This is a genomic window from Sinorhizobium sp. NG07B, from assembly GCF_002532005.1.
Taxonomy (GTDB): domain Bacteria; phylum Pseudomonadota; class Alphaproteobacteria; order Rhizobiales; family Rhizobiaceae; genus Sinorhizobium; species Sinorhizobium fredii_C.
This window is the reverse complement of record NZ_NWTD01000004.1, coordinates 581,740-606,519: the sequence shown is the minus strand read 5'-3', so window position 1 is coordinate 606,519 and position 24,780 is coordinate 581,740. Positions and strand designations below refer to the sequence as shown.

The window sequence follows — 24,780 nt, the reverse complement described above, 5'->3', positions numbered from 1 at the left end:
AGCGCCGGCCGCAAGGTTCGGCGCTTTTTCTTTGGCTGCAGCCGATGGCGAAGTTCTTCGCTTGAACAGCGTCCGACAGCACGCGCGACGCCTTGCGATCGGCAACGAAAAACGCCGCCTCAGTCCGAAGCGGCGTTTTGAAAGGGGGTCGGCTGGCTCCGACTGCGGCACGAGGAATCCGCGGATGTCGGAAACCAGCCGACCGACCCCACGACCCAGGAGATGCGGCGGACCTGAGCATCATGGGGTAACCGATCGATCGTGGAAGTCACACTTCCTTAATATCAGCATTGCTTGAAAATAAAAAAAAATCAACGAATTCTTAATCGCCGGAGCGCGTTGCTCGGCGTTTGGTTAATTCTGTCTCGTCTTCGGACAAATCCGAACCGACCGCTCTTTGGAAATGCTTGCCCCAGCATCAGCGATGCGGCAAAAGATACAACTTATAAGTAAGATGGCAAGCTGAGTTTGGGCGTATGCTTCGCTCTCCCATACGCCCAATGGCGAAGTCCGTGACGGCCGGCGAGCGCCGCTTGCCAATTCGGCTTACGCGGCCGCCGCCACGACCCGGTTGCGCCCGTTGTTCTTGGCCTGGTACAGCGCCGTATCGGCGCGCTTCAGCAGGGCTTCGGGCGTATCGTCCCGGGGCCGCAGCGTGGCGATGCCCAGGGACGCCGTGACGCTGAGGATCGTTTCGCCCTGTGAAATCCCGAAGGCGCGTCCCTCAACCATCAAGCGAAGCCGCTCCGCGACGATCGCGGCCATCTCGGGCGTCGTGTCCGGCATCACGATGACGAACTCCTCGCCGCCGAACCGGCAGGCGAGATCGGCGCCGCGAACCGTCGCACGGACGCGGTTGGCAAATTCGCGCAGAACTTCGTCGCCCGCATCGTGCCCATAGGTGTCGTTCACCAGCTTGAAGCGGTCGATATCGGTGATGCAGATCGAAAGCGGCCGGCCGCGCGCGCTCGCCCGATCGATCAGGAGCTTCAGATGGCTGTCGAGGTAACGGCGATTGTGAAGGCCGGTGAGATCATCGGTGATCGCCAATTCGATGGTTTGCTGGACGCTGGCGCGCAGCCGGTCATTGCAGTGCTTGCGGCGGATCTGCGTCAGGGAGCGCGCCACCAGCTCGTTGGGATCGACCGGCCGCATGATGTAGTCCGTTACCCCGAGTTCCAGGGCGCGGACGACCATTTCTTCGCTCCCCTGCTCGGTGACGAGCAGGATCGGTATGAAGCGCGTCCTCTCGAGAGAGCGCAATTGCGAGCAGAGACGCAGCGGATCGTAGTCGTCGAAGTTGGCATTGACGATCGCCAGATCGAAGCTGTTCTCCGCAGCCTCGAAAAGGGCAGCCTGGGGGTCGGAGATCACCGAAACGTCGGCGATCGGCTTCAAGGCGCGCAGCAGCCGCTCCTGCGAGGAGGCCCGACCGTCGACAAGGAGCACGTTGCCGGGCTCGTCGGGCCGGTCGGCGCGGGCAAGTTCCTGCAGCCCGATCGTCTGCGCCGTCTGCGCCCTGAGGCGCAATTCGTCGCTGACATTCTTGAGCCGCACCAGGCTTTTCACCCGGGACATCAGCTGCAGATCGTTGACCGGCTTGGTGAGGAAATCGTCTGCACCGGCCTTGAGGCCCCGGACCCGATCGGAGGGTTGGTCAAGCGCCGTCACCATGACCACGGGAATATGGGCGGTGCGGCCGTTTTCCTTCAGTCTCGCGCAAACCTCGAAGCCGTCCATGTCCGGCATCATGATGTCGAGGAGGATAAGGTCGACCGGCGTATTCTCGCAAATTGCCAATGCGGAGCGTCCGTCGCCGGCGGTCAAGACATCGAAATACTCGGCGACGAGGCGCGCCTCCAGAAGCCTTACGTTGGCTGGTACGTCATCGACGACGAGGATGCGAGCAGTCATATCGTCTTTCCCGGCAATCAGGCATCGCCCAGATATGTCTTGATTGTTTCAATGAATTTCGGAACGGAAATCGGTTTGGACACATAGGCTTCACATCCGCCCTGTCGAATACGCTCCTCGTCGCCCTTCATGGCGAAGGCGGTTACGGCGATGACCGGAATGACGTGGAGCTCGTCGTCCTCCTTCAGCCATTTCGTCACTTCGAGGCCGGAAACCTCCGGCAGTTGAATGTCCATGAGGATGAGGTCGGGCCGGTGCTTGCGCGCTAGTTCGAGCGCTTCCATGCCGTTGCGCGTCTGGATCGTCTGATAGCCAGAAGCCTCAATCAGGTCGCGGAAGAGCTTCATGTTCAGCTCGTTATCCTCAACAATCATCACCTGTTTGGGCATGTCGATCCCTTGCTGTCTGTCGCCGCCTTGCAAGTCCCCTGGAGAGATATAAGCTTCACGAACGGTGACTCGACCCACTTTCTCGGTCGCAAGACTAACGATATTTGGTTGAAAAAGAGGTAACTCCGAGCGCCATATGAGAAGAGATTCAAGAACATGAAGAGCGCTGACGAAACGGCGATCGCGATCCTCGGCTGGCTCGCCAACGAACCGGAACTGCTGTCGCGTTTCCTGGCGCTGACCGGCACCGACCCTGTGTCGCTGCGCAAAGCCGTGGGGGACCCGGCCTTCATGGGCGGGGTCGTCGCCTTTCTGATGGACCACGAGCCGACGCTCATCGCCTTCTGTGCGGCGACTGGGACCGCTCCCGAAGACGTCGTCTGGGCGCACCAGGCATTTTCCGGCCCGGCGCACTTCGAGGATTGAGCATGCCTACCTTCGCCGCTCCTGGCGACGTGCCTCTTAAGCCACGGCCGCTGATCGTCACCGACGTCGACGAGGTCGTGCTCGAATTCCTGACTCCGTTCATCGCATTCCTGGAGGCCCGCGAGCACGTTTTGCTCCCGCGCTCCTTTCGCCTTGCCGGCAACATCATCGACCGGCGGAGCGGCGAACCAGTCAGCGAAGCGACGGCGGAAGCGCTGCTCGAAGCCTTCTACACCGCCCAGGATCAATGGCAGACGCCGGCCGCGTTGGCCGTCGAGACGCTCACGGCACTTTCGGAAGAGGCCGACATCGTCTTCCTGACGGCGATGCCGCCGCGCCATGCGCCGCTGCGCACTGCCCTGCTCGACGCCCTCGGCCTTCCCTATCCGCTGATTGCCTCCGAGGAGCCGAAGGGACCGCTCGTCAAGCACCTGCACGGGGAGCGCCGCCTTCCGCTCGTCTTCATCGACGACATCCTGCGCAACCTCCATTCCGTGCAGGAGCACGCGCCCTCCTCCTTCCTCATCAATCTGATGGCGAACGCGGAGTTTCGCGCACTCGCCCCGACGCCGGCCGCCGGCATCCAGGTTGCCGCCGATTGGGGCGTAGCGGCAGGGCTGATCCGCGCCCACTGGGGCGCGACGACGGGCGGCTGAAGCAAGCCGGGGCGGCGTTCCACAGGCCGGCAGAATTTCCAGACGCATCGTCATTGCCTCAAGTCCAGTCGCATCAGCGGCCTGCCGTCCTTGCGGCAGGCGACCGTCTCGAAGCCGGCCGCATCGAAAATCGCCGTCGAGCCGATATAGAGACCCACCGATTTCGGCCGCTTCGTGTGATCGATCGGACAGGCATCGAGGTAGTGCGCGTCGCTCGCCCGCGCATGGTCAATCGCCGCAGAGAGCATATGGTGGCTAAGTCCCTTGCCGCGCAGCGGCGAGGCAAGGAAGAAGCAGCTCACCGCCCAGACGCTTGCGTCCTCGGCCTCGCGTTCTTCCAACGGCCGCGAACACGTTCGCGGCGAATTGAATTGCGGCACATCCTGACGAGGGCCGACCTGGATCCAGGCGACCGGCCTTCCCTCGCAATAGCCGAGGATGCCCGGCGGCGGGCCGGCTTCGATGCGCTCGCGGATATACGCCTTGCGGTCATCGGCCGACATGGTGCCGCGGATCTTGTAGGGCAGGCGCAGGGCAACGCACCAGCAGCCGCAATAGGCCCCCTTCGGCCCGAAGAGCGTCTCGAAATCTGGCCAGAGATCCCGTGTCACCGGCGCAAATTGCAGGGCGATATCCACCATGGCCTCCGATCGCCGCCTTGAGACTCACTAGCGTAGAGCGTAAAGTCACCGCGTTCAACATTTGTTCCTCCATGACCAGCGCTGCACCGTTTTCCGGCTTCTGCCGAGACTGCCTCAAGGAACTGGCTGCGCCGGTGCGACGGTGTCTGGCCTGCGGCAGCCCGCGGCTTCTCAGCCATGCCGAACTCTATCGGTTGACCTTGGCGCATATCGACTGCGACGCCTTCTATGCCTCGATCGAGAAGCGCGACAATCCGGAGCTTGCCGACAAGCCGGTGATCATCGGCGGCGGCAAGCGCGGAGTCGTCTCGACAGCCTGCTACATCGCCCGCATTCACGGCGTCCGCTCGGCTATGCCGATGTTCAAGGCGCTCGAAGCCTGTCCGCAAGCCGTGGTCATCAAGCCCAACATGGAAAAGTACTCGCAGGTCGGGCGCGAAGTCAGGGCAATGATGCTCGAGCTGACACCGCTCGTGCAGCCGCTCTCGATCGACGAGGCGTTCCTGGACCTGAACGGCACCGAGCGGCTGCATCACCATCCCCCTGCCCGCACGCTGGCGCGCTTCGCGAAACGCGTCGAAGAGGAAGTCGGCATCACCGTCTCGGTCGGGCTTTCCTACTGCAAGTTCCTCGCAAAGGTCGCCTCCGATCTGCAGAAGCCGCGCGGATTCTCCGTCATCGGCCAGGCTGAGGCGGTCGATTTCCTCAAGGAGGGCCCGGTCACGCTGATCTGGGGCGTCGGCAAGGCCTTTGCCGCGACGCTGGAGCGTGACGGAATCCGCACCATCGGCCAGTTGCAGACGATGGACGAAGCGGACCTGATGCGCCGCTATGGCTCGATGGGCCAAAGGCTATACCGCCTGTCGCGCGGTCAGGACGAGCGCACCGTCGAGATCGACGGCGAGGCGAAGAGCGTCTCCTCGGAGACGACATTCAACGACGACCTGTCGCGCCCGGACGAGCTCGTTTCGCATCTCAGGCGGCTGAGCGAGCAGGTGGCGCTGCGGCTGCGCAAGTCGGAGCTTGCCGGCCAAACGGTTGTCCTGAAACTCAAGACCGCGGATTTCAAGCTCCGCACCCGCAACCGGCGGCTCGAAAGTCCGACCCGGCTGGCCGACCGCATCTTTCGGGTCGGCCTCCAGCTGCTCGAAAGAGAGGTCGACGGTACGAAATACCGACTGATCGGCATCGGCGTCAGCGACCTCACCCATCCCGATCTCGCCGATCCGCCGGATCTCGTCGATCCTCTGGCGACCAGACGCGCTGCGGCCGAGGAGGCGATCAACAAGCTGCGCGACAAGTTCGGCAAGGCCAGCGTCGAAACGGGCTATACGTTCGGCCAACGCCGACGCGACCAATAGCGCGTAAACCCTTTGCCCCTCGGCGACGGCGCGGCTTCCTGTGTTTCAATTCGTTAAATCTTGATCCGTATCCTTGCTCGACAGATTTCGGCGCGCCCGCTCGACCGAGGCGTGCATGAAAAGGGCCGCATGGAAGCGCTGCATCGGTATTGCGCTTCAGGTCGGATGAGGGTTTGTATTGCGTATCACTCTCGGAATGGGACTGGCCGTTCTCATCGTGTCGGCGCCGTCGGCGCTTGTGGCCGGCACCAAGCCGCCGCTGCAGATCGTCGTCTCGAGGCAGCAGCAGTCGCTCGTCGTCTATGACGGCGACACCGTCGTCGCGACGTCCAATGTTTCGACGGGCAAGCGCGGCCACACGACGCCGACGGGCATCTTTTCGATTCTCGAAAAGCGCCGCCATCACAGGTCCAACATCTATTCGAATGCACCGATGCCGTTCATGCAGCGGCTCACCTGGTCCGGTATCGCCTTGCATGGGTCGAACCATGTGCCGGACTATCCCGCCTCGCATGGCTGCGTGCGCCTGCCGAGCAAATTCGCCGTCGGCTTGTTCAAGATGACAGAACGCGGCATGCACGTGGTGATCTCCGATCGCCAGGTGACGCCCGCCGAAATTTCGAGCGTGATGCTGTTCCAGCCGAGAGAGGCGCGCCCGCCGCAGCGGCCGATGTCGGACGTGCCGCTGCGGCCCGCCATCAGCCATTTCGACGGGAGTTCCGTCGAAGTCGCCATGACGGAAAGCAACCCCTTGCCGGTGCTGGAGCACGATCAGCCGCCAATTCGCATTCTGATCACCCGGCGTGGCGACCGGGAGACGATGCGCGATCTGCAGGTGCTGCTGACGATGCTCGGCTACGACGCGGGTGAGCCGGATGGCCGCAGCGGCCCCATGACGCTTGCGGCGATCCGCTCGTTCCAGACGGCAGAGGGGCTGCCGGTGGACGGAAAAGCGACCCCGGAACTGATCGGGGCGGTCTATCGCAAGGCCGGCAGGGACATGCCGGCGAACGGTATTCTGCGCGTACGCCGCGCGTTTGAACCGCTCTTCGAGGCGGACGTAAGGATAGAGAGACCCGAACTGGCGCTCGGCACGCATTTTCTGCAGTACCAGGATACAGACGCAGCAACCGGCGAGGGCAAGTGGTTCGGCATGTCGCTCGACAACGCGCTCTCAAAGGCCGCGAAACAACGGCTGGGCATCACGGTGGACGCCGACCGCATGGAATACAACGGCCTTCAGCGGAGCCTGAGCCGCCTCACAATGTCCGTGGACGTGCGCCGGCGCATAGCAAGCCTCCTTGCCGACGGATCGTCGCTGTCGGTTTCCGACACGGACACCGGGCTGGAGACCGGCGAAGGGACCGATTTCATCACCATTACTCGCGCTCCGTAAGCGGTCGCTGACGCTTGCGGCCGGTGCCTATACCAGCTCGACGTCCACGACACCCGGCGCGGAGCGAAGGGCCGCAGCGATTTCCGGCGAGATCCGGTATCTCTCGCTGAGCTCGACCTCGATCTCCCGCTGACCGTTGTCCTTGATGACGATGAAGGAGACGAGGCCGTCGCCCTTGGCGTTGAGGTGCGAGGCGATGGAGCGTAAGGGGCCGGAGTCCCGCACATAGACGCGCAGCGCCTTCTGCATTTGCAGCGATTCCTCTTCGAGCGACCGCAGCGTCCGGATGCGAAGGCCGACGCCTTCCGGCCGCTCCTCCGCGTCTACCGTCATCACCAGCGACTTGCCGGGTTCCAGCAGGTCCCGATACTGGTGCAGCATTTCGGAAAACAGCACCGCCTCGAACTGGCCCGACGCATCGGAGAAGGCGACGATGCCCATCTTGTTGCCGGTACGCGTCTTGCGCTCCTGCTTCGACGTCACGGTGCCGGCAAGGCGGCCCGCGGTCGCCCCTTTCTTCACGGCGGCGGAAAAATCCGCGAATGTCTGCACCCGCATCTTCGCCAGGAGATTGTTGTAGGTATCGAGCGGATGGGCGGAAAGGTAGAAGCCGAGCACCTGGAACTCGCGGTGCAGCTTCTCCGAGGCAAGCCAGGGCGTGTAGGCCGGCAGAGCGATCTTTTCGGGACCCGTCGCAGCGCCCGCGCCGAACATGTCGCTCTGGCCGCTGAGCTTGTTTTCCTGGGCGCGCTGCGCAAAGCCGAGAATCCGGTCGAGGCCGCCGATGAGCTCGGCCCGGTCGTAACCGAAGCAGTCGAAAGCACCGGCGGCGATCAGGCTTTCAAAGACGCGCCGGTTCAGAAGTTTCGGGTCGATCCGGAGGCAGAAATCCTCGAGGCTCGCGAAGGGACGGTCGCCGCGAACGGCAACGATGTGGTCGACGGCGGATTCACCGACGCCCTTGATGGCAGCCAGCGAGTAATAGATCCGGTTGTCGCCGGTCTCGAAAGGACGGAACGAGCTCTGCACCGAGGGGGCGATAACCTGAATTCCGAGGCGCATCGCGTCCTGGCGGAAGTCGTTGATCTTCTCAGTGTTCGACATGTCGAGCGTCATCGACGCCGCGAGGAACTCGACCGGATAATGCGCCTTCATATAGGCGGTCTGGTAGGAGACGATGGCGTAGGCGGCCGCATGCGACTTGTTGAAGCCGTAATTGGCGAATTTGGCGAGCAGATCGAAGATCAGGTCCGCCTGCGGCTTCGACACGCCATTGCCGACCGCGCCCTCGACGAAGCGGGCGCGCTGCTTGTCCATCTCCTCCTTGATTTTCTTGCCCATGGCGCGGCGCAAGAGATCGGCCTCGCCGAGTGAATAGCCCGACAGCACCTGGGCGATCTGCATCACCTGCTCCTGGTAGACGATAACGCCTTGCGTTTCCTTGAGCAGGTAATCGATTTTCGGATGAATCGATTCGATCTCTTCCTCGCCATGCTTGCGGGCGTTGTAGACCGGGATGTTTTCCATCGGACCGGGACGGTAGAGCGCCACCAGCGCGATGATGTCCTCGATGCAGTCCGGCCGCATGCCGATCAGCGCTTTGCGCATGCCGGCACTTTCCACCTGGAACACCCCGACCGTCTCGCCGCGGGACAGAATCTCGTAGGTCTTGGGATCGTCGAGCGGAATGCTCGCCAGATCGACCTGAATGCCGCGCTTGGCGACGAAGTCGACCGCCGTCTTCAGCACGGTTAGGGTCTTCAGTCCGAGGAAGTCGAATTTGACGAGGCCTGCCTGCTCGACCCATTTCATGTTGAACTGGGTGACCGGCATGTCGGAGCGCGGATCGCGGTACATCGGCACCAGTTGCGACAGCGGACGGTCGCCGATGACGATGCCCGCCGCATGGGTCGAGGCGTGGCGGTAGAGACCCTCGATCTTCTGCGCGATATCGAGCAGCCGGCCGACGACCGGTTCCTTTTCCGCCTCCTCCTTAAGGCGCGGCTCCTCCTCGATCGCCTTCGACAGCGGCGTCGGGTTTGCCGGATTGTTCGGCACCAGCTTGCAGATCTTGTCGACCTGGCCGTAGGGCATTTCGAGCACGCGGCCGACGTCGCGCAGCGCCGCACGCGCCTGCAGCGATCCGAAGGTGATGATCTGCGCCACCTGCTCGCGGCCGTATTTCTGCTGCACGTAGCGGATCACCTCTTCGCGGCGGTCCTGGCAGAAGTCGATGTCGAAGTCCGGCATCGAGACGCGCTCGGGATTGAGGAAGCGCTCGAAGAGGAGCGAGAAGCGCATCGGATCGACGTCGGTGATCGTCAGCGCATAGGCGACCAGCGAGCCGGCGCCCGAGCCGCGGCCCGGACCGACGGGGATGTCGTGCTGCTTCGCCCATTTGATGAAGTCGGCAACGATCAGGAAATAACCCGGAAACTTCATGCGCTCGATGACGCCGAGTTCGAAGGCCAGGCGCTCGCGATAGTCTTCTTCCTTGTAGCCCGGCGCCATGCCGAGCTTGGCGAGCCGCTTCTCCAGCCCCTCCTCCGCCTGGCGGCGAAGCTCGGCGGACTCGGCGCGCTCGGCCTCGACGGGATCGTCCGAGGCACCGGTGAAGCGCGGCAGGATCGGCCCGCGGGTCTTCAGCATGAAGGAGCAGCGCCGCGCGATCTCCACGGTGTTTTCCAGCGCTTCCGGAAGATCGGCGAAAAGCGCTGCCATCTCCTTGCGGCTCTTGAGATAGTGATCCGACGTCAGCCGGAAGCGGCGGTCGTCAGAGACGACGGCATTGTGGGCAACGGCCATCAACGCGTCATGCGCATCATAGTCGGCCGGCGACGGGAAAAAGGCCTCGTTCGTCGCCACGAGCGGAATGTCGTAGCGATAGGCGAGCTCGACCAGCCGGCTCTCATGACGTCGATCATAGCTGCCGTGCCGTTGCAGTTCGATATAGAGGCGATTGCCGAACAGCTCGACCAGCGCCTTGAGGCGCCCCTCGGCAAGAGCGGCCGAACCGGCCTTCAGCGCCAGATCGACAGGGCCGCTGCCGGCGCCCGTCAGCGCGATCAGACCATCGGTGCCGCCCGCCGCGAGCCAGGAGCGCGTCACCCGCGCCGCCTGATGACCTTCGCCTTCGAGATAGGCGCGGCTGACCAGGTCGACGAGACGGACATAGCCTGCGTCGGTCGCGGCAATCAGGACGATCGAAGGCAGCTTGGCGAGCTGCTGCGCGTGACCGCGCCGCTCCCCCTCCGCCTCGTCCTCCATGTCGATGGAGAGCTGGCAGCCGATGATCGGTTGCAATCCCTCGTCCGCCGCCTTCTGGGAAAATTCCAGCGCCGCGAAAAGGTTGTTCGTGTCGGCGATGCCGATGGCCGGCTGATCGTCGGCCACCGCCTTGGCGATGATCTTCTTCAGCGGCAGCGCGCCTTCGAGCAGCGAATATGCCGAGTGCACGCGCAGGTGAACGAATTGCGGATTCGCGTCCGCCATGCTCTGCCCAATGCTATCCTCGCCTGCCATTGCCGCACTCCGATTCCTGTTCGGTGCGAGGATATCCTGTTTCCCGCCGCGACTGTCCAGTCTTCCGGCCCTGTCGGGGATGTTTTTGCCAGGGCCGCAGAGCGGAGGACCGTGGGAAAGGGTGGAGCGGTCACATGCCGAGTGCGATCACCGAGATGCTGGCGATGAAAAGGGTCATCGAGGCGAAGGCAGCGAGATCACGGACGAAATCAGTCATAACATGGCTCCTTTCGGCTATTGTTCTTTTTTTGTTCTATTTTTGTTCAATGGTCAAGCAAGCACGCATGAAACGCCCGTTATTCACCGGCTATGGTTAATGCAACCAAGGCGATCAGCTTTCCACGCGACTGGCAAAACGCCAGGCCGACCGAATCGACGAATAGGGTGGCATCCAAACGCAAGGCCTTGGGGCGATCTGCCGCCAAAAAGGCTGCGGTGCGGAGACGTTTGTTCACTATTTGTTCTTTACACGCGCATCCTCTTGAGGCATCCTCAATCCAATACCAGGGGAACGCCCATGATCAACATCGACGAACTCACAGACTTCATCGTCGAAGCTAAGGCTAAAACCTATGTCAGTGATGGCGCCAGGCTGCCGGCGTGCCGGACAGGCTCCCACGATATTGGCCATCAGCGCGGGGCCTGGCGTTATCTCGACAGCTATTTCGGCGGCAGCGACTTCGCCGGTCAGGAAGCGGTCTGGCACGACGGCAAGCCGTGCTGGGCGATGAATTATTTCGGCCGGATCGTCCGACCGGAACTGATCGATGCGCGACGGGGCGGCGCCGTCATCAAGGCGGCGCTGCAGACGATGTATCACGAGAAGCGCCACTTCCTCGGCGGCATGGAATATCAGCACGCCTATGGTTGCTATATCGACAGCAGCCGCGGCGGGACCGACCACTTTTCCGGACGCGAGACCATATTCGTCGATGGCGAAGAGGCCTATGAGCTCGATTATCGCGGCGGACTGATCGTGCCGTGAGCTTCCTTCCGGCCTATCGAAGTTCGACGACCTTGCCGTCCTCGATCGTCACGCAACGATCCATAAGAGCAGCAAGTTCGTGATTGTGGGTGGCGATCAGCGCCGCTAGGCCTGACTGACGCGCAAGGGCTTCCATCGCCTCGAAGACATAGCCAGCCGTCTCGGGGTCGAGGTTGCCGGTCGGCTCGTCGGCCAGCAGGATGAGCGGCGCGTTGGCGACCGCCCGGGCGATCGCCACACGTTGCTGCTCGCCGCCGGAAAGTTCGGCCGGCCGGTGTGCAGCCCGGTGTCCGATCCGCATGTAGTCCAGCAGTGCCCTCGCCCTCTCGGCCGCCTCCGCCTTGGACAAGCCGGCGATCAGTTGCGGCATCATGATGTTCTCGAGCGCTGAGAATTCCGGCAGCAAGTGGTGAAACTGATAGACAAAGCCGATCTCGTTGCGGCGGATCGCCGTGCGCCGGTCGTCGCTGAGGCCGTTGCATGGGATGCCGTTGACGATCACGTCTCCTTCGTCCGGATGTTCGAGCAGCCCGGCGAGGTGAAGCAGGGTCGACTTCCCGGTGCCCGAGGGCGCGACGAGCGCAATCGTCTCGCCGCTCCGCAGCGTCAGGTCGGCACCCTTGAGGATCGGCAGGTAGGTATCCCCCTCGCCATAGTGCCGCTCGACGCCGGAGAGCTGCAGTGCCACGCGCGCATTCATCTACGTTCTTGTCCTTATTCGTACCGCAGGGCCTGCACCGGATCGAGGCGCGAGGCGCGCCAGGCCGGGAAGATCGTCGCCAGGAAGGAGAGCGCCAGCGCCATGATGACGACGGAGATGGTCTCGTCGGCATTCATGTCGGCCGGCAGCTGGCTGAGGAAGTAGAGCTCCGGATCGAAGAGCGTCGTGCCGGAGACCCAGGAGAAGAACTGGCGGATCGACTCGATGTTGAGGCAGACGACCACGCCGAGAATGACGCCGGCGATCGTTCCTGTAACGCCGATCGCCGCCCCCGTCATGAAGAAGATGCGCATCACCGAGCCGGAGGTCGCACCCATCGTGCGCAGAATGGCGATGTCGCTGCCCTTGTCCTTCACCAGCATGATCAGGCCGGAAACGATATTGAGCGCGGCGACGAGCACGATCAGCGTCAGGATCATGAACATCACGTTGCGCTCGACCTCGAGCGCCGAGAAGAAGGTTCTGTTGCGGTCCCGCCAGTCCGTCAGGTAGACCTGCCGTCCGGCGGCGTCCTCGATCGGCTTGCGCAAGGCGTCGACGGCGTCCGGCTGCTCGACGAAAAGCTCAATCGACTGGACGAGGCCCTCGGCATTGAAATAGAGCTGCGCTTCCTCTAGCGGCATGAAGACGATCGTCGCGTCATATTCCGACATGCCCATCTCGAAGATCGCCGAAACGGTATAGGCCTTGACGCGGGGATTCATGCCGAGGGGCGTGACGTCGCCGTTCGGCGAGGTGAGCGTAATCGTTCCGCCGACGCGAATTCCCAACTGTTCGGCCATGCGCGAGCCGATGGCAACGCCGGCACCCGAGGCAAAGCCGACGAGGTCGCCGGATTGGATGTGCTCCGAGATCGATTTGAGCTTCGCGAGGTCTTCCGCCCGGATGCCGCGAACCAGGGCGCCAGTCGAGGCGTCGCCAACGCCCTGCGCGAGCACCTGCCCCTCGACCAGGGGGATCGCCATCGTCACCCCTGGAACGGCCGAGAATTTGGTGGCGAGCTCGGCATAGTTGGTGAGCGGCCCGTCGAGCGGCTGGACGATCACATGGCCGTTCATTCCGAGAATGCGCGATATCAGCTCGGTGCGGAAACCGTTCATCACTGCCATGACGATGATCAGCGTCGCCACGCCGAGCATGATGCCGATGAAGGAAAAGCCGGCTATGACGGAAATGAAGGCTTCCTTGCGGCGCGAGCGCAGATAGCGCCAGGCGACCATGCGCTCGAAGGCGGAGAAGGGACGACTGGACCTTATGCCGGATGGCGCGGCAACCTGCACTTGCTCTTCCGTCGCCGCGGTCATCGTCGTCCTTGCCTCTATCTGTTCGCAACCAGCTTGTTGATTGCGGCTTCCACCGTCATCGTCTCGCGCGCGCCGGTCTTGCGGTCCTTCACCTCGACCTCGCCATTGGCGACCGAGCGCGGCCCGACGATGATCTGCACGGGAACGCCGATAAGATCGGCGGTCGCGAACTTAGCGCCGGCGCGGTCGTCCGTGTCGTCCAGAAGGACGTCGAATCCCGCCTTGCCGAGGTCGGAGTAGAGCGTGCCGCAGGCCGCATCGCAAGCGGCGTCGCCCGCTTTCATGTTGATGACGACCGCGTCGAACGGAGCCACCGATTTCGGCCAGATGATGCCGTTCTCGTCATGCGAGGCTTCGATGATCGCCGGCACCAGGCGTGTCGGGCCGATGCCATAGGAGCCCATGTGCACGGTGTGCTCCTTGCCGTCGGGTCCAAGCACCTTGGCACCCATCGCCTCCGAATATTTCGTGCCGAAATAGAAGATGTGACCGACCTCGATGCCGCGCGCCGACAGCCGGTCGCCCTCGGAAATAGCGTTGAAGGCGGCCTCGTCGTGCATTTCCGAGGTGGCGGCATAACGCGAAGTCCACTTGTCGAAGATCGCCTTCAGCCCGCCGACGTCATCGAAATTCGTCTCCTTGCCCGGAATGTCGAAGCCGAGGAAATCCTTGTGGCAGAACACCTCGGACTCGCCTGTATCGGCAAGAATGATGAATTCATGGCTAAGGTTGCCGCCGATCGGGCCGGTGTCCGCGCGCATCGGAATGGCGCGCAGGCCCATGCGGTCGAAGGTCCGCAGATAGGCGGCGAACATCTTGTTATAGGCATGCTCCGCGCCCTCTCGATCGAGGTCGAAGGAGTAAGCATCCTTCATCAGGAACTCGCGCGAGCGCATGGTGCCGAAGCGCGGACGGATCTCGTCGCGGAACTTCAACTGGATGTGGTAGAGATTGAGAGGCAGGTTCCGATAGGACTTCACATAGGAGCGGAAGATGTCGGTAATCATCTCCTCGTTCGTCGGCCCGTAGAGCATCGGCCGATCCTGCCGGTCCTTGATGCGCAGCATCTCCTTGCCGTAGGCATCGTAGCGGCCGCTCTCCTGCCAGAGCTCCGCCGATTGCAAAGTCGGCATCAGGAGCTCGACCGCGCCGGACCGGTTCTGTTCCTCGCGAATAATCGCATTGACCTTGTCGAGCACGCGCTTGCCGAGCGGCAGCCAGCTATAGATGCCGGCCGACTGCTGGCGGATCATGCCGGTCCTCAGCATCAGGCGATGGGAAACGATCTCCGCTTCCTTCGGGTTTTCCTTCAGAATGGGCATGAAATAGCGGGACAGGCGCATGACGGGTTCCGGAACTGGTGGCTCTCGCACTATCGGCGGATTCGGGCGAAATGACGTTGTGCTGCGGCAGCCGCCCTCGCCCTCCAACAGGCGGAGGTGGCGATTGCCGTTTGAAATCGGGCTCTTGATTTCCCATCGGCGCGGCCACGGGAACTTCCGAGTTCAGCGTTCATAGCCGCTTCGCGCGCGGAAGAAAACCCTGCTAGATCGGGAAGAAAGCCACACCGAAAATGACGCTGCGGCGGAAACGCTCTCTCAGACCTGCGTCAAAAGAGCACGGTAGTAACAGGACAAGGCCCATTTCTGTCAATCGGATTTTTTTGCCAAACTGTAGCAAAAATGCAAAAAAAGCTGGTGACATAGCCCAATGTTTGAGCTAGTTTCGGCTCACAAAACAGGCAAGAAGACCAAATTCTTGCCGAATTTCGCGGTCAAGTCTTGGGAGGATAAGATCTTAGGCGCGCTCGTTCGCTGCCGCCGGCAACGGTTCAAAGATCACGCGAAACTTGAAAACAAGGCTTTGGCCTTGTTTTTTTTTTGCTATTTACCCGCCAATGAAAACGAAGCAGCGGGCAAATATGTCGATTTGACGACTGTCAAGGGCTGCGCCTGAGCTCGAAGTGCGTAACGGCTGCTGCAACGTCTCCATGAAAGTGCGGCACGTTTCTTGCGTGCGGCCGATCGAGCGCCCTCGCCTCAGCCTCTCGGACCTATGAAGCCGAATATCGCATCGAGGTCGTATCCGAGCTTCACGGAAAGCACATACCAGCCCAGATGGATCAAGCCGGCGATTACCGTCGTGATCAGCACCACCCGCAGGCCACGAAAGCGGGCCGGAGCGCTCTCGACGCTGCCGGGCACGACCTCATTCTCCTCGGCCTGGGTCCTCACCCCGAACGGCAGCACGGTAAAAAGCGTCAGCCACCAGATGATGAAATAGACGGCAAAGATCGAAAAGGCGGACATCCAGGTTCCCTGATGGAAGGCTTACAGCGCCGGGCGTCTCATCGGACGCGCAAAGGTCGCTGTAGCACTTGAATCGCTGCATGTCTTTTCCTTAAATCGAGGTCGATGTAAGGAGACATGCAGATGGGCAACGCCCATTGGCAGCAGCCTTGCTGCCATACCGTCTTGATTGCGCCGATCGCAAGCGGCTGTCGAAGCGATTTCTGCGAGGCAACGCCTTATAGGGCCTTTGCTGTGGATCGCGCAAACCGCTCCGCCGCGCCCGAGTGTCACACCTCTTCGAGTTCGATCAACGTGCCGTGGAAATCCTTCGGATGCAGGAAAAGGACCGGCTTGCCGTGGGCGCCGATCTTCGGATTGCCGTCGCCCAGCACACGTGCCCCCGCCTGCCGCAGCCGGTCGCGCGCCGCAAGAATGTCCTCCACCTCGTAGCAGATGTGGTGCATGCCACCGGCCGGATTTTTTTCGAGAAAGGCGGCAATCGGCGACTGATCGCCGAGCGGCTCCAGCAGTTCGACCTTGGTGTTGGGAAGCGTGACGAAAACGACCGTCACGCCATGTTCCGGCAAAGCCTGCGGCTCGGTGACCGTTGCTCCGAGGGTGGCACGATAGTTTTCGGCCGCGGACGCGAGGTCCGGTACGGCGATCGCCACGTGATTCACTCTGCCGAGCATCGAACCTCCTCCCCTTCAGCGCCGTGCGGGCTCCGACCGGTTTACACCGGCCCGCCGGTCGGGCCAATCAGACTTTGGTGACAAAGACCGTGACGATCGGCTTCTTGCCCCAGATCTGGTTGGCCGTGCTGCGCACCGCCCGCCGGACCGCTTCCTGCAGCATCGCCAGATCCTTGCGCTTGGCGCGCGGGATGCTTTCCACCGCCCCGAGCACGGCGTCATAGAGCACGTCGTCCATGTCGTCGCCCTCGTCGTCGAACTGCGGAAGCCCGATCGGCACGACGTCCGGGTCGCCGAGGAAGTCGTAACGGTTGTCGAGCACGACGTTGACCGAGACGTGGCCGGCAAAGGAGAGCTTGCGCCGTTCCCCAATGCCCATTTCGTCGAAATCGCCGATCAGTGTGCCGTCCTTGTAGATGCGGCCGTGCGGTGCCTCATCGATGACCTCGGCGGGACCGGGCGCCAGGCGCAGCATTTCGCCGTTGCGCAGCCGCGGGACGCTGGCGATGCCCGAGTTGAGCGCAAGCTCGGCATGCGCCGTCAGATGCGCCGCCTCGCCATGCACCGGCACGACGATCTGGGGCTTCACCCATTGATACATCTGCTGCAGTTCGTTACGGCGCGGATGGCCGGACACATGCACCAGCGCCTCGCTGTCGGTGATGATGTGGATGCCCTGCTCGATCAGGCCGTTCTTGATGTCGTTGATCGCCTTTTCGTTGCCGGGGATGGTGCGCGACGAAAAGACGATCGTGTCGCCGGCCGAAAACGCCACATTGCGCATTTCGTCCCGAGAGATCTTGGCAAGTGCAGCGCGCGGCTCGCCCTGGCTCCCGGTGAGAATGACGACCACCTTGTCGCGCGGGATATAGCCGAACTCGTCCTCGGCCAGGAACGGCTTCAGCCCCTCCATGATGCCGAGGTCCTTTGCGACGTCGACGACGCGCTTCATCGAACTGCCGAGCAGGAGCACTTCGCGGCCTGCGGCCTCCGCGGCTTCGGCGACCGAGCGGATGCGGCCGACATTCGACGAAAAGGTGGTGATGCCGACGCGACCCTCGGCATTGGCGATGATCTTCGCCAGGCTCTCCGATACCTCGCGCTCGGACGGCGAAACGCCGTCGCGCAGCGCATTGGTCGAGTCGCAGACGAGCGCCAACACGCCCTCTTCGCCGATCTGACGAAAACGCGCTTCGTTGGTGATCGGGCCGAGCGATGGCTCCAGGTCGATCTTCCAGTCGCCCGTATGCACGACGGCGCCGAGCGGCGTGCGGATGACCAGCGACATCGGCTCGGGAATGGAATGGTTGACGCCGACGGCCTCGATGCTGAAGGGGCCAACATTGATGCGGTCGCCCGCCTTAAAGACGGTCACCGGTATTTCGCCGCGGCTCTTTTCGAAGTCGCGCTTCGCCTCGAGCATGCCGGCCGTGAACGGCGAGGCATAGACCGGGACGTTCAGCCCCGGCCAGAGATCGTTCAGGGCGCCGTAGTGGTCCTCGTGGGCGTGGGTAATGATGATCGCCTTGAGATTGCGGCGCTCCTCGGCGAGGAAGGAAATGTCGGGCAGGACGAGTTCCACGCCGGGCAGTTCCGGACCGGGAAAGGTCACGCCACAATCGACCATGATCCATTGGCGGCTGCCGGGGCTGCCATAGCCGTAAAGGCCGAGATTCATACCGATCTCGCCAACGCCGCCGAGCGGCAAGAACACCAATTCTTCTTCCTGCGCCATTTTGCGCTGCGCCTCTATTCTTGTTTATCCGAGAAACACGTCGCCGGCGGCGATTGCCAGCGGCGCACCGGAGCCCGTGTCGAGCAGCAGCCGGCCGTCTTCGTCGATACCGACGAAGCGGCCGCCGAGCGAACGGTCCGGCAGGTTAACGGTGATGGCCTCGCCAATGCCCTTCGCGGCGGCCTTCCACTGATCGATGATCGCGGCAATGCCGGCGCCTCTATCCCAAATGGAAAGCGCCTCAGCCATTGTCACGAACAGGTGAGCGAATAGTTCCTCGGCCGAGATCGTGGCGCCCTCGCGCCGAAGCGAGGTGACCGGGTAGAGCCCCGTCTCCGGCATGACCGCTACGTTGACGCCGCAGCCGATCACCAGAGCGTGGCGGCCCTCCGGAAGCGCTTCGCCCTCGAGCAGGATCCCGCAGGTCTTCCGGCCATCGATCAAGATGTCGTTCGGCCACTTGATCGCCACTTCCGGCGAACCCGAAGGCATGACCCTGCGAATGGCCCGATGCACCGCAACGGCTGCAGCGAGCGGCAGGGAATGCAGGTGCTTAACCGGCGCCGGATCGATGAGCAGCAAGGATGCGTAAAGATTGCCGGGCTCGGAAAGCCACTCGCGGCCGCGTCGACCGCGGCCGCCGGTCTGGCGCGCCGCGGTGATCCAGAGATTGCCCGGATCACCCTCTCGCGCCCGCGCCAGGCATTCGCTGTTCGTCGAGACAGTTTCGGCAAGCGCTATGTGCCGGAATTCATCGGGCGAAATCCGGCCGCTGCCCTGCCCGCCGGTCAAAAGAATGTCCGCGCCGCCGCCTCGGCGGCATTACCGAGCGGGCCGCCGATCAGCACATAGCCGAGCACGAAAAGGCCGGAAAGGCCATAGACCAAACGCAGTTCGCCCGACGTGCGGGCAAATTCGCCCTTGGCCTCGTCGAACCACATGACCTTGATGACGCGCAGGTAATAGTAAGCGCCGACGACGGATGCGAGGACGCCAATGATCGCCAGACCATAGAGCTGGGCTTCGATCGCGGCAACGAACACGAAATATTTCGCGAAGAAGCCGGCAAGCGGCGGGATCCCGGCAAGCGAGAACATCAGGATCGTCAGCACCGTCGCCATGAACGGATTGGTCTGCGACAGGCCGGCGAGGTCATCGATGCCTTCGACATGCTCGCCATCCCGGCGGCGCATGGCGAGAATGCAGGCGAAGGTGCCGAGCGTCATCACCATGTAGATCAGCATGTATAGGATGACGCCGCGCACGCCGGCCATGGACCCGGCGGCAAGACCGACGAGCGCATAGCCCATGTGGCCGATCGAGGAATAGGCCATCAGCCGCTTGATGTTGCGCTGGCCGATCGCCGCAAAGGAGCCGAGCAGCATCGAAGCGATCGAGATGAAGACGACGATCTGCCGCCAGTCGGCGACGACCGGCTCGAAGGCCTCGATGACAATGCGGACGAGCATCGCCATGGCCGCAACCTTCGGCGCGGCGGCAAAGAAGGCCGTCACCGGCGTCGGTGCGCCTTCATAGACGTCCGGCGTCCACATATGGAACGGAACCGCGGAGATCTTGAAGGCAAGGCCGGCAAGGATGAAGACCAGGCCGAAGACCAGGCCGAGCGAGCGGCCTTCCGCGGTAAGCGCCGCGGCAATCTCGTCGAAACCGGTATGGCCGGTGAAGCCATAGACGAGCGACATGCCGTAGAGCAGCATGCCCGAGGACAAGGCGCCGAGAACGAAATATTTGAGGCCCGCTTCGGTGGACCGCACGCTGTCGCGATTGATCGCGGCCACGACGTAGAGCGCCAGCGACTGCAGCTCCAGCGACAGATAGAGCGAGATCAGGTCATTGGCCGAGATCATCAGCAACATGCCGAGGGTTGCGAGCAGCAGCAGCACCGGAAACTCGAAGCGGTCGATCTGCGCGGCGCGCGCCTGACCGATGGTCATCACCATGACGGTGACCGAGCCGATCAGCGCCAGAACCTTCATGAATTTCGCGAAGGGATCCGAAAGGAAGGCGCCGCCATAGGCCTCGCCGTCGCCGGTGTTCAGAACGAGCCACAACCCGGCAATGGCGAGCACCGCGATGGAGAGACTGGTCACGACGGGGGTCGCGCGCTCGCTCGAATAGACGCCGACCATCAGCAGCACCAGCGCGCCGACCGCCAGGATCAGCTCGGGAACCGAGAGTTGCAGGCTTGCAAAAAGGGTTTCAGCAGTCATGTCCAATCACGTCCTGTGGTCAGTGCACCGAAAGCGCAACGTCTTGCGCTGCCTGCAGGGCTGCGGCGTAGTTGTTGACGAGCAGATCCACGGAGGCCGCCGTCGCATCGAAGACCGGCGCCGGATAGACACCGAAGAAGATCGTCAGGATCACCAGCGGATAGAGGATGACCTTCTCGCGCGTCGACAGGTCGAGCATCGCCTTCAGGCTATCCTTCTCCAGCGCGCCGAAGATCACCCGGCGATAGAGCCAGAGGGCATAGGCGGCCGACAGGATGACGCCGCTGGTCGCAAAGAGCGCAACCCAGGTATTGGCGCGAAAGGCGCCGACCAGCGTCAGGACCTCGCCGACGAAGCCTGAGGTGCCCGGAAGACCGACATTGGCCATGGTGAACACCATGAAGGCCACCGCATATTTCGGCATGTTGTTGACGAGACCGCCATAGGCCGAGATTTCGCGCGTGTGCAGCCGGTCGTAGACAACGCCGACGCAAAGGAAGAGCGCCCCCGAGACTATGCCGTGCGAGAGCATCTGGAAGATCGCGCCCTGCACCCCTTGAACGTTCGCCGCAAAGGTCCCCATCGTCACGTAGCCCATGTGGGCAACGGAGGAATAGGCGATCAGCTTCTTGATGTCGCTCTGCATCATCGCCACCAGCGAGGTGTAGATGATCGCGATGATCGACAGCGTATAGACGAGCGGCGCGAAATAATCGGACGCCAGCGGGAACATCGGCAGCGAGAAGCGCAGGAAGCCGTAGCCGCCGAGCTTCAGGAGAATGCCGGCCAGGATGACCGAGCCTGCCGTCGGCGCCTGGACGTGCGCGTCGGGAAGCCAGGTATGGACCGGCCACATCGGCATCTTCACCGCGAAGGACGCGAAGAAGGCAAGCCACAGCCAGGTCTGCATCTGGCGCGGGAAATTGTACTTGAGCAGTTCGGTGATGTCGGTGGTGCCGGCCTGCCAGTACATCGCCATGATGGCGAGCAGCATCAGAACCGAGCCGAGCAGCGTATACAGGAAGAACTTGTAGCTCGCATAAACGCGGTCCTTGCCGCCCCAGACGCCGATGATGATGAACATCGGGATGAGGCCCGCCTCGAAGAAGACATAGAAGAGCACGATATCGAGCGAGACGAAGACGCCGAGCATCAGCGTTTCCAGGATCAGAAACGCGATCATGTATTCCTTCAGGCGCTTCTCGATCGTGACCCAGCTCGCCAGCACGCAGAACGGCATCAGGAATGCCGTCAGCGGCAGGAACAGCACGGAAATGCCGTCTATGCCGAGATGGTAGGAAATGCCGGTGCCCAGCCACTCATGTTTCTCGACCATCTGGAAGCCGGGGTTCGAAGGATCGAACTGATACCAGACATAGAGCGACAGGCCGAAAACCACGATCGTGGTCATGAGCGAGATGTTCAGGATGTTGCGGCGGCCGGCGGCGCTGTCTTCCCGCATCAGCAGGAGAAGCAGGGCGCCGACCAGCGGCAGGAAGGTGACCGCGGAAAGTACGGGCCAATCGGTCATCAGAAGGAACTCCCGAGCATCATCCAGGTAACGAGCGCCGCAATGCCGATCAGCATGACAAACGCGTAGTGGTAGAGGTATCCGGTCTGCAGCCGGACGACGCGGTCGGTCACGTCGAGAACCCGCGCCGCCACCCCGTTCGGCCCGAAGCCGTCGATGACGCGACCGTCACCCTCCTTCCAGAGGAAGGTACCGAGACGCTTGGCGGTGCGAACGAAAAGGAAATCGTAGAGCTCGTCGAAATACCACTTGTTGAGCAGGAACTGGTAGAGACCGCGATGCTGCCGGGCGAGGTACTTCGGCGTCTCCGGCGAACGGATATACATGTACCAGGCGGTAAACAGGCCGAGCGCCATGGCGACGAACGGGCTCCATTTCACCCACAGCGGAACATGGTGATATTCCTCGAGGATTTCGTTCTCGGCCGACGTGAAGAGCGCGCCCTGCCAGAATTCGGCGTAGTGGTGGCCGAAGAAATAGTCGTGGAACAGGAAGCCGGCGACGAGCGCGCCGAGGGCGAGGATGTAGAGCGGCACCAGCATGACCTGGGGCGACTCGTGGACGTGATGCATGACTTCATGCGAGGCGCGCGGCGTGCCGTGGAAGGTCATGAAGGTCAGGCGCCAGGAATAGAAGCTGGTAAACAGCGCGGCGATCACCAAAAGCGCAAAGGCGATACCGGAAACGACGCTGTGCGACGCGAAGGTGGATTCGATGATCGCATCCTTCGAGAAGAAGCCCGCGGTGCCGATCACCGTTCCTGGAATACCGACGCCGGTCAGCGCGATCGTGCCGATGAACATCATCCAGTAGGTGACGGGGATATGGGTGCGCAGGCCGCCCATGTAGCGCATGTCCTGCTCGCCATCGACCGCGTGGATCACCGAACCGGCGCCGAGGAACAGCAGCGCCTTGAAGAAGGCGTGCGTGAAGAGGTGGAAGATCGCGGCGCCATAGGCGCCGACGCCGAGCGCAACGAACATGTAGCCGAGCTGCGAACAGGTCGAGTAGGCGATGACGCGCTTGATGTCGTTCTGAACGAGACCGACGGTGGCAGCGAAGAAGGCGGTGATCGCACCGATGAGCGTGACGACAGTCAGGGCATCCGGCGACAGCTCGAAGAGCGGCGACATGCGGGCGACGAGGAAAACGCCGGCGGTCACCATGGTGGCGGCATGGATCAGCGCCGAAACTGGCGTCGGGCCTTCCATGGCGTCCGGCAGCCAGGTGTGCAGCAGGAATTGCGCCGATTTGCCCATGGCGCCCATGAAGAGCAGCAGGCAGGTTGCCGTCAGCGCATCGGCCTTGTCGAGATGCATGCCGAAGAGCGTGATCACCGCTTCTCCTGCCTCTGCACCTTCAGCCGGCAGGTAGCTCTGGGCGGCGGCGAAGACCGTTTCGAGATTGATCGAGCCGAAGAGGACGAAGACGCAGAAGATGCCGAGCGAGAAGCCGAAGTCGCCGACGCGGTTGACGATGAAGGCCTTGATCGCTGCGGCATTGGCCGAGGGCTTCTTGTACCAGAAGCCGATCAGCAGGTACGACGCCAGGCCCACGCCTTCCCAGCCGAAGAACATCTGCAGCAGGTTGTCCGAGGTGATCAGCATCAGCATCGCGAAGGTGAAGAGCGACAGATAGCCGAAGAAGCGCGGGCGGTGCGGATCGTGGTGCATGTAGCCGATCGAATAGATATGCACCAGCGTCGAGACCGTGTTGACGACCACGAACATGACGGCGGTCAGCGTGTCGACACGGAAGGCCCATTCGACGTCGAAGCTGCCCGACTGAATCCAGCGCAGCACCGAGACCTTGATCATCTCCTCGTGACCGAGTGCGACGTCGAAGAAGACGAACCAGGAGAGCGCCAGCGCAATCAGCATCAGGCCGCTGGTCACATATTCGGATGCCTTGGCGCCGATCTGCGTACCGAGCAGGCCGGCGATCAGAAAGCCGATCAGAGGCAGAAAGACGATAGCCTTGATAATGGTGTCCATGGCCCTGTCAGCCCTTCATCATGTTGACGTCTTCGACGGCGATCGAGCCGCGATTGCGATAGAAGACGACGAGAATTGCAAGCCCGATGGCCGCCTCGGCGGCCGCGACGGTCAGAATGAACAGCGCGAAGACCTGGCCCGTAATGTCCTTGAGAACCCACGAGAAGGCGACCATGTTGATGTTGACCGCGAGCAGGATGAGCTCGACCGACATCAGGATGATGATGACGTTCTTCCGGTTGAGGAAGATGCCGAAGACGCCGAGCGTGAACAGAATGGCGCTGACGGTGAGATAGTGGGAGATTCCGATTTCCATATGTCCGATCCCTCGACCTCGCGTCCCGATTAAAGGCCCTGCCCCGGCTTAACCGTGACCACCTCGACGGCGGTCTCGGGCGAGCGGGCAACCTGGCGCGGAATGCTCTGGCGCTTGATGTTTTCACGATGACGCAGGGTGAGCACGATGGCGCCGATCATGGCGACGAGCAGCACGAGCCCGGCGATCTGGAAGAAATAGATGTAATGGGTGTAGAGCACGTCCCCGAGTGCCGCCGTGTTGGTCCGCTCGGTAGCCGCCGGGATCGGCATGGAAATGCCCTTGGCGATCTCCGGCGAGAAGGTCGAACCGCCGACGACGATGATCAATTCGGCGGCGAGGATCAGCCCGATCAGCGCACCGACCGGCGCGTATTCCAGCACGCCCGCCCGCAGTTCGGCGAAGTCGATGTCGAGCATCATGACCACGAAAAGGAAGAGAACCGCGACAGCGCCGACATAGACCACCAGCAGGATCATCGCCAGGAACTCGGCGCCCGTCAGCAGGAAGAGGCCGGCCGCATTGAAGAAGGTCAGGATCAGGAACAGAACCGAATAGACCGGGTTCTTGGCCGCGATGACCATGAATGCCGATGCCACCGCGATGAAGGCGAAGAGATAGAAAAAAAGAGCCTGCAGACCCATGATCGGTGCCTTTTTCGTCTTGCTCGGCGTG

At 62.4% G+C, this 24,780-nt stretch carries 23 protein-coding genes; 6 read left to right on the top strand and 17 right to left on the bottom strand.

Translation table 11 applies throughout. The annotated features are described in order from the left end of the window. Positions 1-546 precede the first annotated feature (546 nt). On the bottom strand, positions 547-1,914 hold the full coding sequence (locus CO664_RS17595) for a PleD family two-component system response regulator (RefSeq protein WP_097539453.1): 1,368 nt from the start codon (positions 1,912-1,914) through the stop codon (positions 547-549). Positions 1,915-1,931: 17 nt separating this feature from the next. Beyond that, the gene (locus CO664_RS17590; protein WP_037382972.1) at positions 1,932-2,303 is read right to left on the bottom strand and encodes a response regulator; all 372 of its coding nucleotides are present in this window, start codon (positions 2,301-2,303) and stop codon (positions 1,932-1,934) included. Positions 2,304-2,459: 156 nt separating this feature from the next. On the opposite strand from CO664_RS17590, the gene CO664_RS17585 reads away from it, so the two are divergent. Both CO664_RS17585 and CO664_RS17580 read left to right on the top strand, forming a co-directional pair. Then, the gene (locus CO664_RS17585; RefSeq protein WP_037414160.1) at positions 2,460-2,729 is read left to right on the top strand and encodes a DUF3572 domain-containing protein; all 270 of its coding nucleotides are present in this window, start codon (positions 2,460-2,462) and stop codon (positions 2,727-2,729) included. A gap of 2 nt (positions 2,730-2,731) precedes the next feature. After that, positions 2,732-3,385 carry a hypothetical protein gene (locus tag CO664_RS17580; RefSeq protein ID WP_037414158.1) on the top strand — a complete coding sequence of 218 codons (654 nt, stop codon included), beginning with the start codon at positions 2,732-2,734 and terminating at the stop codon, positions 3,383-3,385. Positions 3,386-3,435: 50 nt separating this feature from the next. Here CO664_RS17580 and CO664_RS17575 read toward each other — a convergent pair whose 3' ends face one another. Continuing rightward, positions 3,436-4,023, bottom strand: coding sequence for a GNAT family N-acetyltransferase (locus tag CO664_RS17575; protein WP_280953099.1), 588 nt, complete (start codon positions 4,021-4,023; stop codon positions 3,436-3,438). A gap of 74 nt (positions 4,024-4,097) precedes the next feature. Here CO664_RS17575 and CO664_RS17570 point away from each other — a divergent pair, with 74 nt between their 5' ends. Then, a complete protein-coding gene (locus CO664_RS17570) occupies positions 4,098-5,387 on the top strand; it encodes a DNA polymerase IV (RefSeq protein WP_097539451.1) in 1,290 nt (429 codons plus the stop codon). A 178-nt stretch (positions 5,388-5,565) separates the two neighbouring features. Beyond that, positions 5,566-6,783, top strand: a complete 1,218-nt coding sequence (locus CO664_RS17565; protein ID WP_097539450.1) for a L,D-transpeptidase family protein — start codon at positions 5,566-5,568, stop codon at positions 6,781-6,783. 27 nt (positions 6,784-6,810) lie between these two features. Here the strand turns inward: CO664_RS17565 and dnaE are convergent, their stop codons facing one another. Beyond that, positions 6,811-10,305: a DNA polymerase III subunit alpha gene (dnaE, locus tag CO664_RS17560; RefSeq protein WP_097539449.1), complete on the bottom strand. Its 3,495-nt coding sequence runs from the start codon at positions 10,303-10,305 to the stop codon at positions 6,811-6,813. Between the two features lie 296 nt (positions 10,306-10,601). Beyond that, entirely contained in the window at positions 10,602-10,760 is a 159-nt protein-coding gene (locus tag CO664_RS30725; RefSeq protein ID WP_158254926.1) for a hypothetical protein, read from the bottom strand. Between the two features lie 62 nt (positions 10,761-10,822). On the opposite strand from CO664_RS30725, the gene CO664_RS17555 reads away from it, so the two are divergent. Then, the gene (locus CO664_RS17555) at positions 10,823-11,290 is read left to right on the top strand and encodes a DUF5680 domain-containing protein (protein ID WP_097539448.1); all 468 of its coding nucleotides are present in this window, start codon (positions 10,823-10,825) and stop codon (positions 11,288-11,290) included. 13 nt (positions 11,291-11,303) lie between these two features. Here the strand turns inward: CO664_RS17555 and CO664_RS17550 are convergent, their stop codons facing one another. Genes CO664_RS17550 through proS form a run of 3 tightly spaced genes read right to left on the bottom strand, consistent with a single transcriptional unit; the run spans position 11,304 to position 14,658 of the window. Next, positions 11,304-11,990, bottom strand: coding sequence for an ABC transporter ATP-binding protein (locus CO664_RS17550; protein WP_037414153.1), 687 nt, complete (start codon positions 11,988-11,990; stop codon positions 11,304-11,306). Positions 11,991-12,004: 14 nt separating this feature from the next. Further along, positions 12,005-13,315 (bottom strand): lipoprotein-releasing ABC transporter permease subunit, encoded by a 1,311-nt coding sequence (locus tag CO664_RS17545; protein ID WP_037414151.1) that lies wholly within the window; start codon positions 13,313-13,315, stop codon positions 12,005-12,007. A 14-nt stretch (positions 13,316-13,329) separates the two neighbouring features. Further along, positions 13,330-14,658, bottom strand: a complete 1,329-nt coding sequence (proS, locus tag CO664_RS17540) for a proline--tRNA ligase (protein WP_037414149.1) — start codon at positions 14,656-14,658, stop codon at positions 13,330-13,332. A 367-nt stretch (positions 14,659-15,025) separates the two neighbouring features. Between proS and CO664_RS17535 the strand changes: the two genes are divergently transcribed. Continuing rightward, positions 15,026-15,271, top strand: a complete 246-nt coding sequence (locus CO664_RS17535) for a hypothetical protein (protein WP_234820276.1) — start codon at positions 15,026-15,028, stop codon at positions 15,269-15,271. Positions 15,272-15,354: 83 nt separating this feature from the next. On the opposite strand, the gene CO664_RS17530 is transcribed toward CO664_RS17535, so the two are convergent. From CO664_RS17530 to CO664_RS17490, 9 genes are all read right to left on the bottom strand, one after another. After that, positions 15,355-15,624 (bottom strand): DUF1467 family protein, encoded by a 270-nt coding sequence (locus CO664_RS17530; protein ID WP_037414146.1) that lies wholly within the window; start codon positions 15,622-15,624, stop codon positions 15,355-15,357. Positions 15,625-15,893: 269 nt separating this feature from the next. Continuing rightward, on the bottom strand, positions 15,894-16,298 hold the full coding sequence (mce, locus tag CO664_RS17525; RefSeq protein ID WP_037414144.1) for a methylmalonyl-CoA epimerase: 405 nt from the start codon (positions 16,296-16,298) through the stop codon (positions 15,894-15,896). Positions 16,299-16,365: 67 nt separating this feature from the next. Beyond that, complete coding sequence (locus CO664_RS17520) at positions 16,366-18,033, bottom strand: ribonuclease J (protein WP_037414142.1); 1,668 nt, start codon at positions 18,031-18,033, stop codon at positions 16,366-16,368. Positions 18,034-18,057: 24 nt separating this feature from the next. Then, positions 18,058-18,825 carry a biotin--[acetyl-CoA-carboxylase] ligase gene (locus tag CO664_RS17515; RefSeq protein ID WP_097539447.1) on the bottom strand — a complete coding sequence of 256 codons (768 nt, stop codon included), beginning with the start codon at positions 18,823-18,825 and terminating at the stop codon, positions 18,058-18,060. Further along, positions 18,822-20,264, bottom strand: coding sequence for an NADH-quinone oxidoreductase subunit NuoN (gene nuoN / locus CO664_RS17510; RefSeq protein WP_097526424.1), 1,443 nt, complete (start codon positions 20,262-20,264; stop codon positions 18,822-18,824). Before nuoN ends, CO664_RS17515 begins: the two co-directional genes overlap by 4 nt. A gap of 19 nt (positions 20,265-20,283) precedes the next feature. Further along, on the bottom strand, positions 20,284-21,795 hold the full coding sequence (locus CO664_RS17505; protein WP_097539446.1) for an NADH-quinone oxidoreductase subunit M: 1,512 nt from the start codon (positions 21,793-21,795) through the stop codon (positions 20,284-20,286). Beyond that, complete coding sequence (nuoL, locus tag CO664_RS17500) at positions 21,795-23,789, bottom strand: NADH-quinone oxidoreductase subunit L (protein WP_097539445.1); 1,995 nt, start codon at positions 23,787-23,789, stop codon at positions 21,795-21,797. The genes CO664_RS17505 and nuoL overlap by 1 nt, the downstream gene beginning before the upstream one ends. A 7-nt stretch (positions 23,790-23,796) precedes the next feature. After that, entirely contained in the window at positions 23,797-24,105 is a 309-nt protein-coding gene (gene nuoK, locus CO664_RS17495; RefSeq protein WP_037414132.1) for an NADH-quinone oxidoreductase subunit NuoK, read from the bottom strand. A 29-nt stretch (positions 24,106-24,134) separates the two neighbouring features. Further along, the gene (locus tag CO664_RS17490; protein ID WP_037414129.1) at positions 24,135-24,749 is read right to left on the bottom strand and encodes an NADH-quinone oxidoreductase subunit J; all 615 of its coding nucleotides are present in this window, start codon (positions 24,747-24,749) and stop codon (positions 24,135-24,137) included. Between the last annotated feature and the right edge of the window lie 31 nt (positions 24,750-24,780).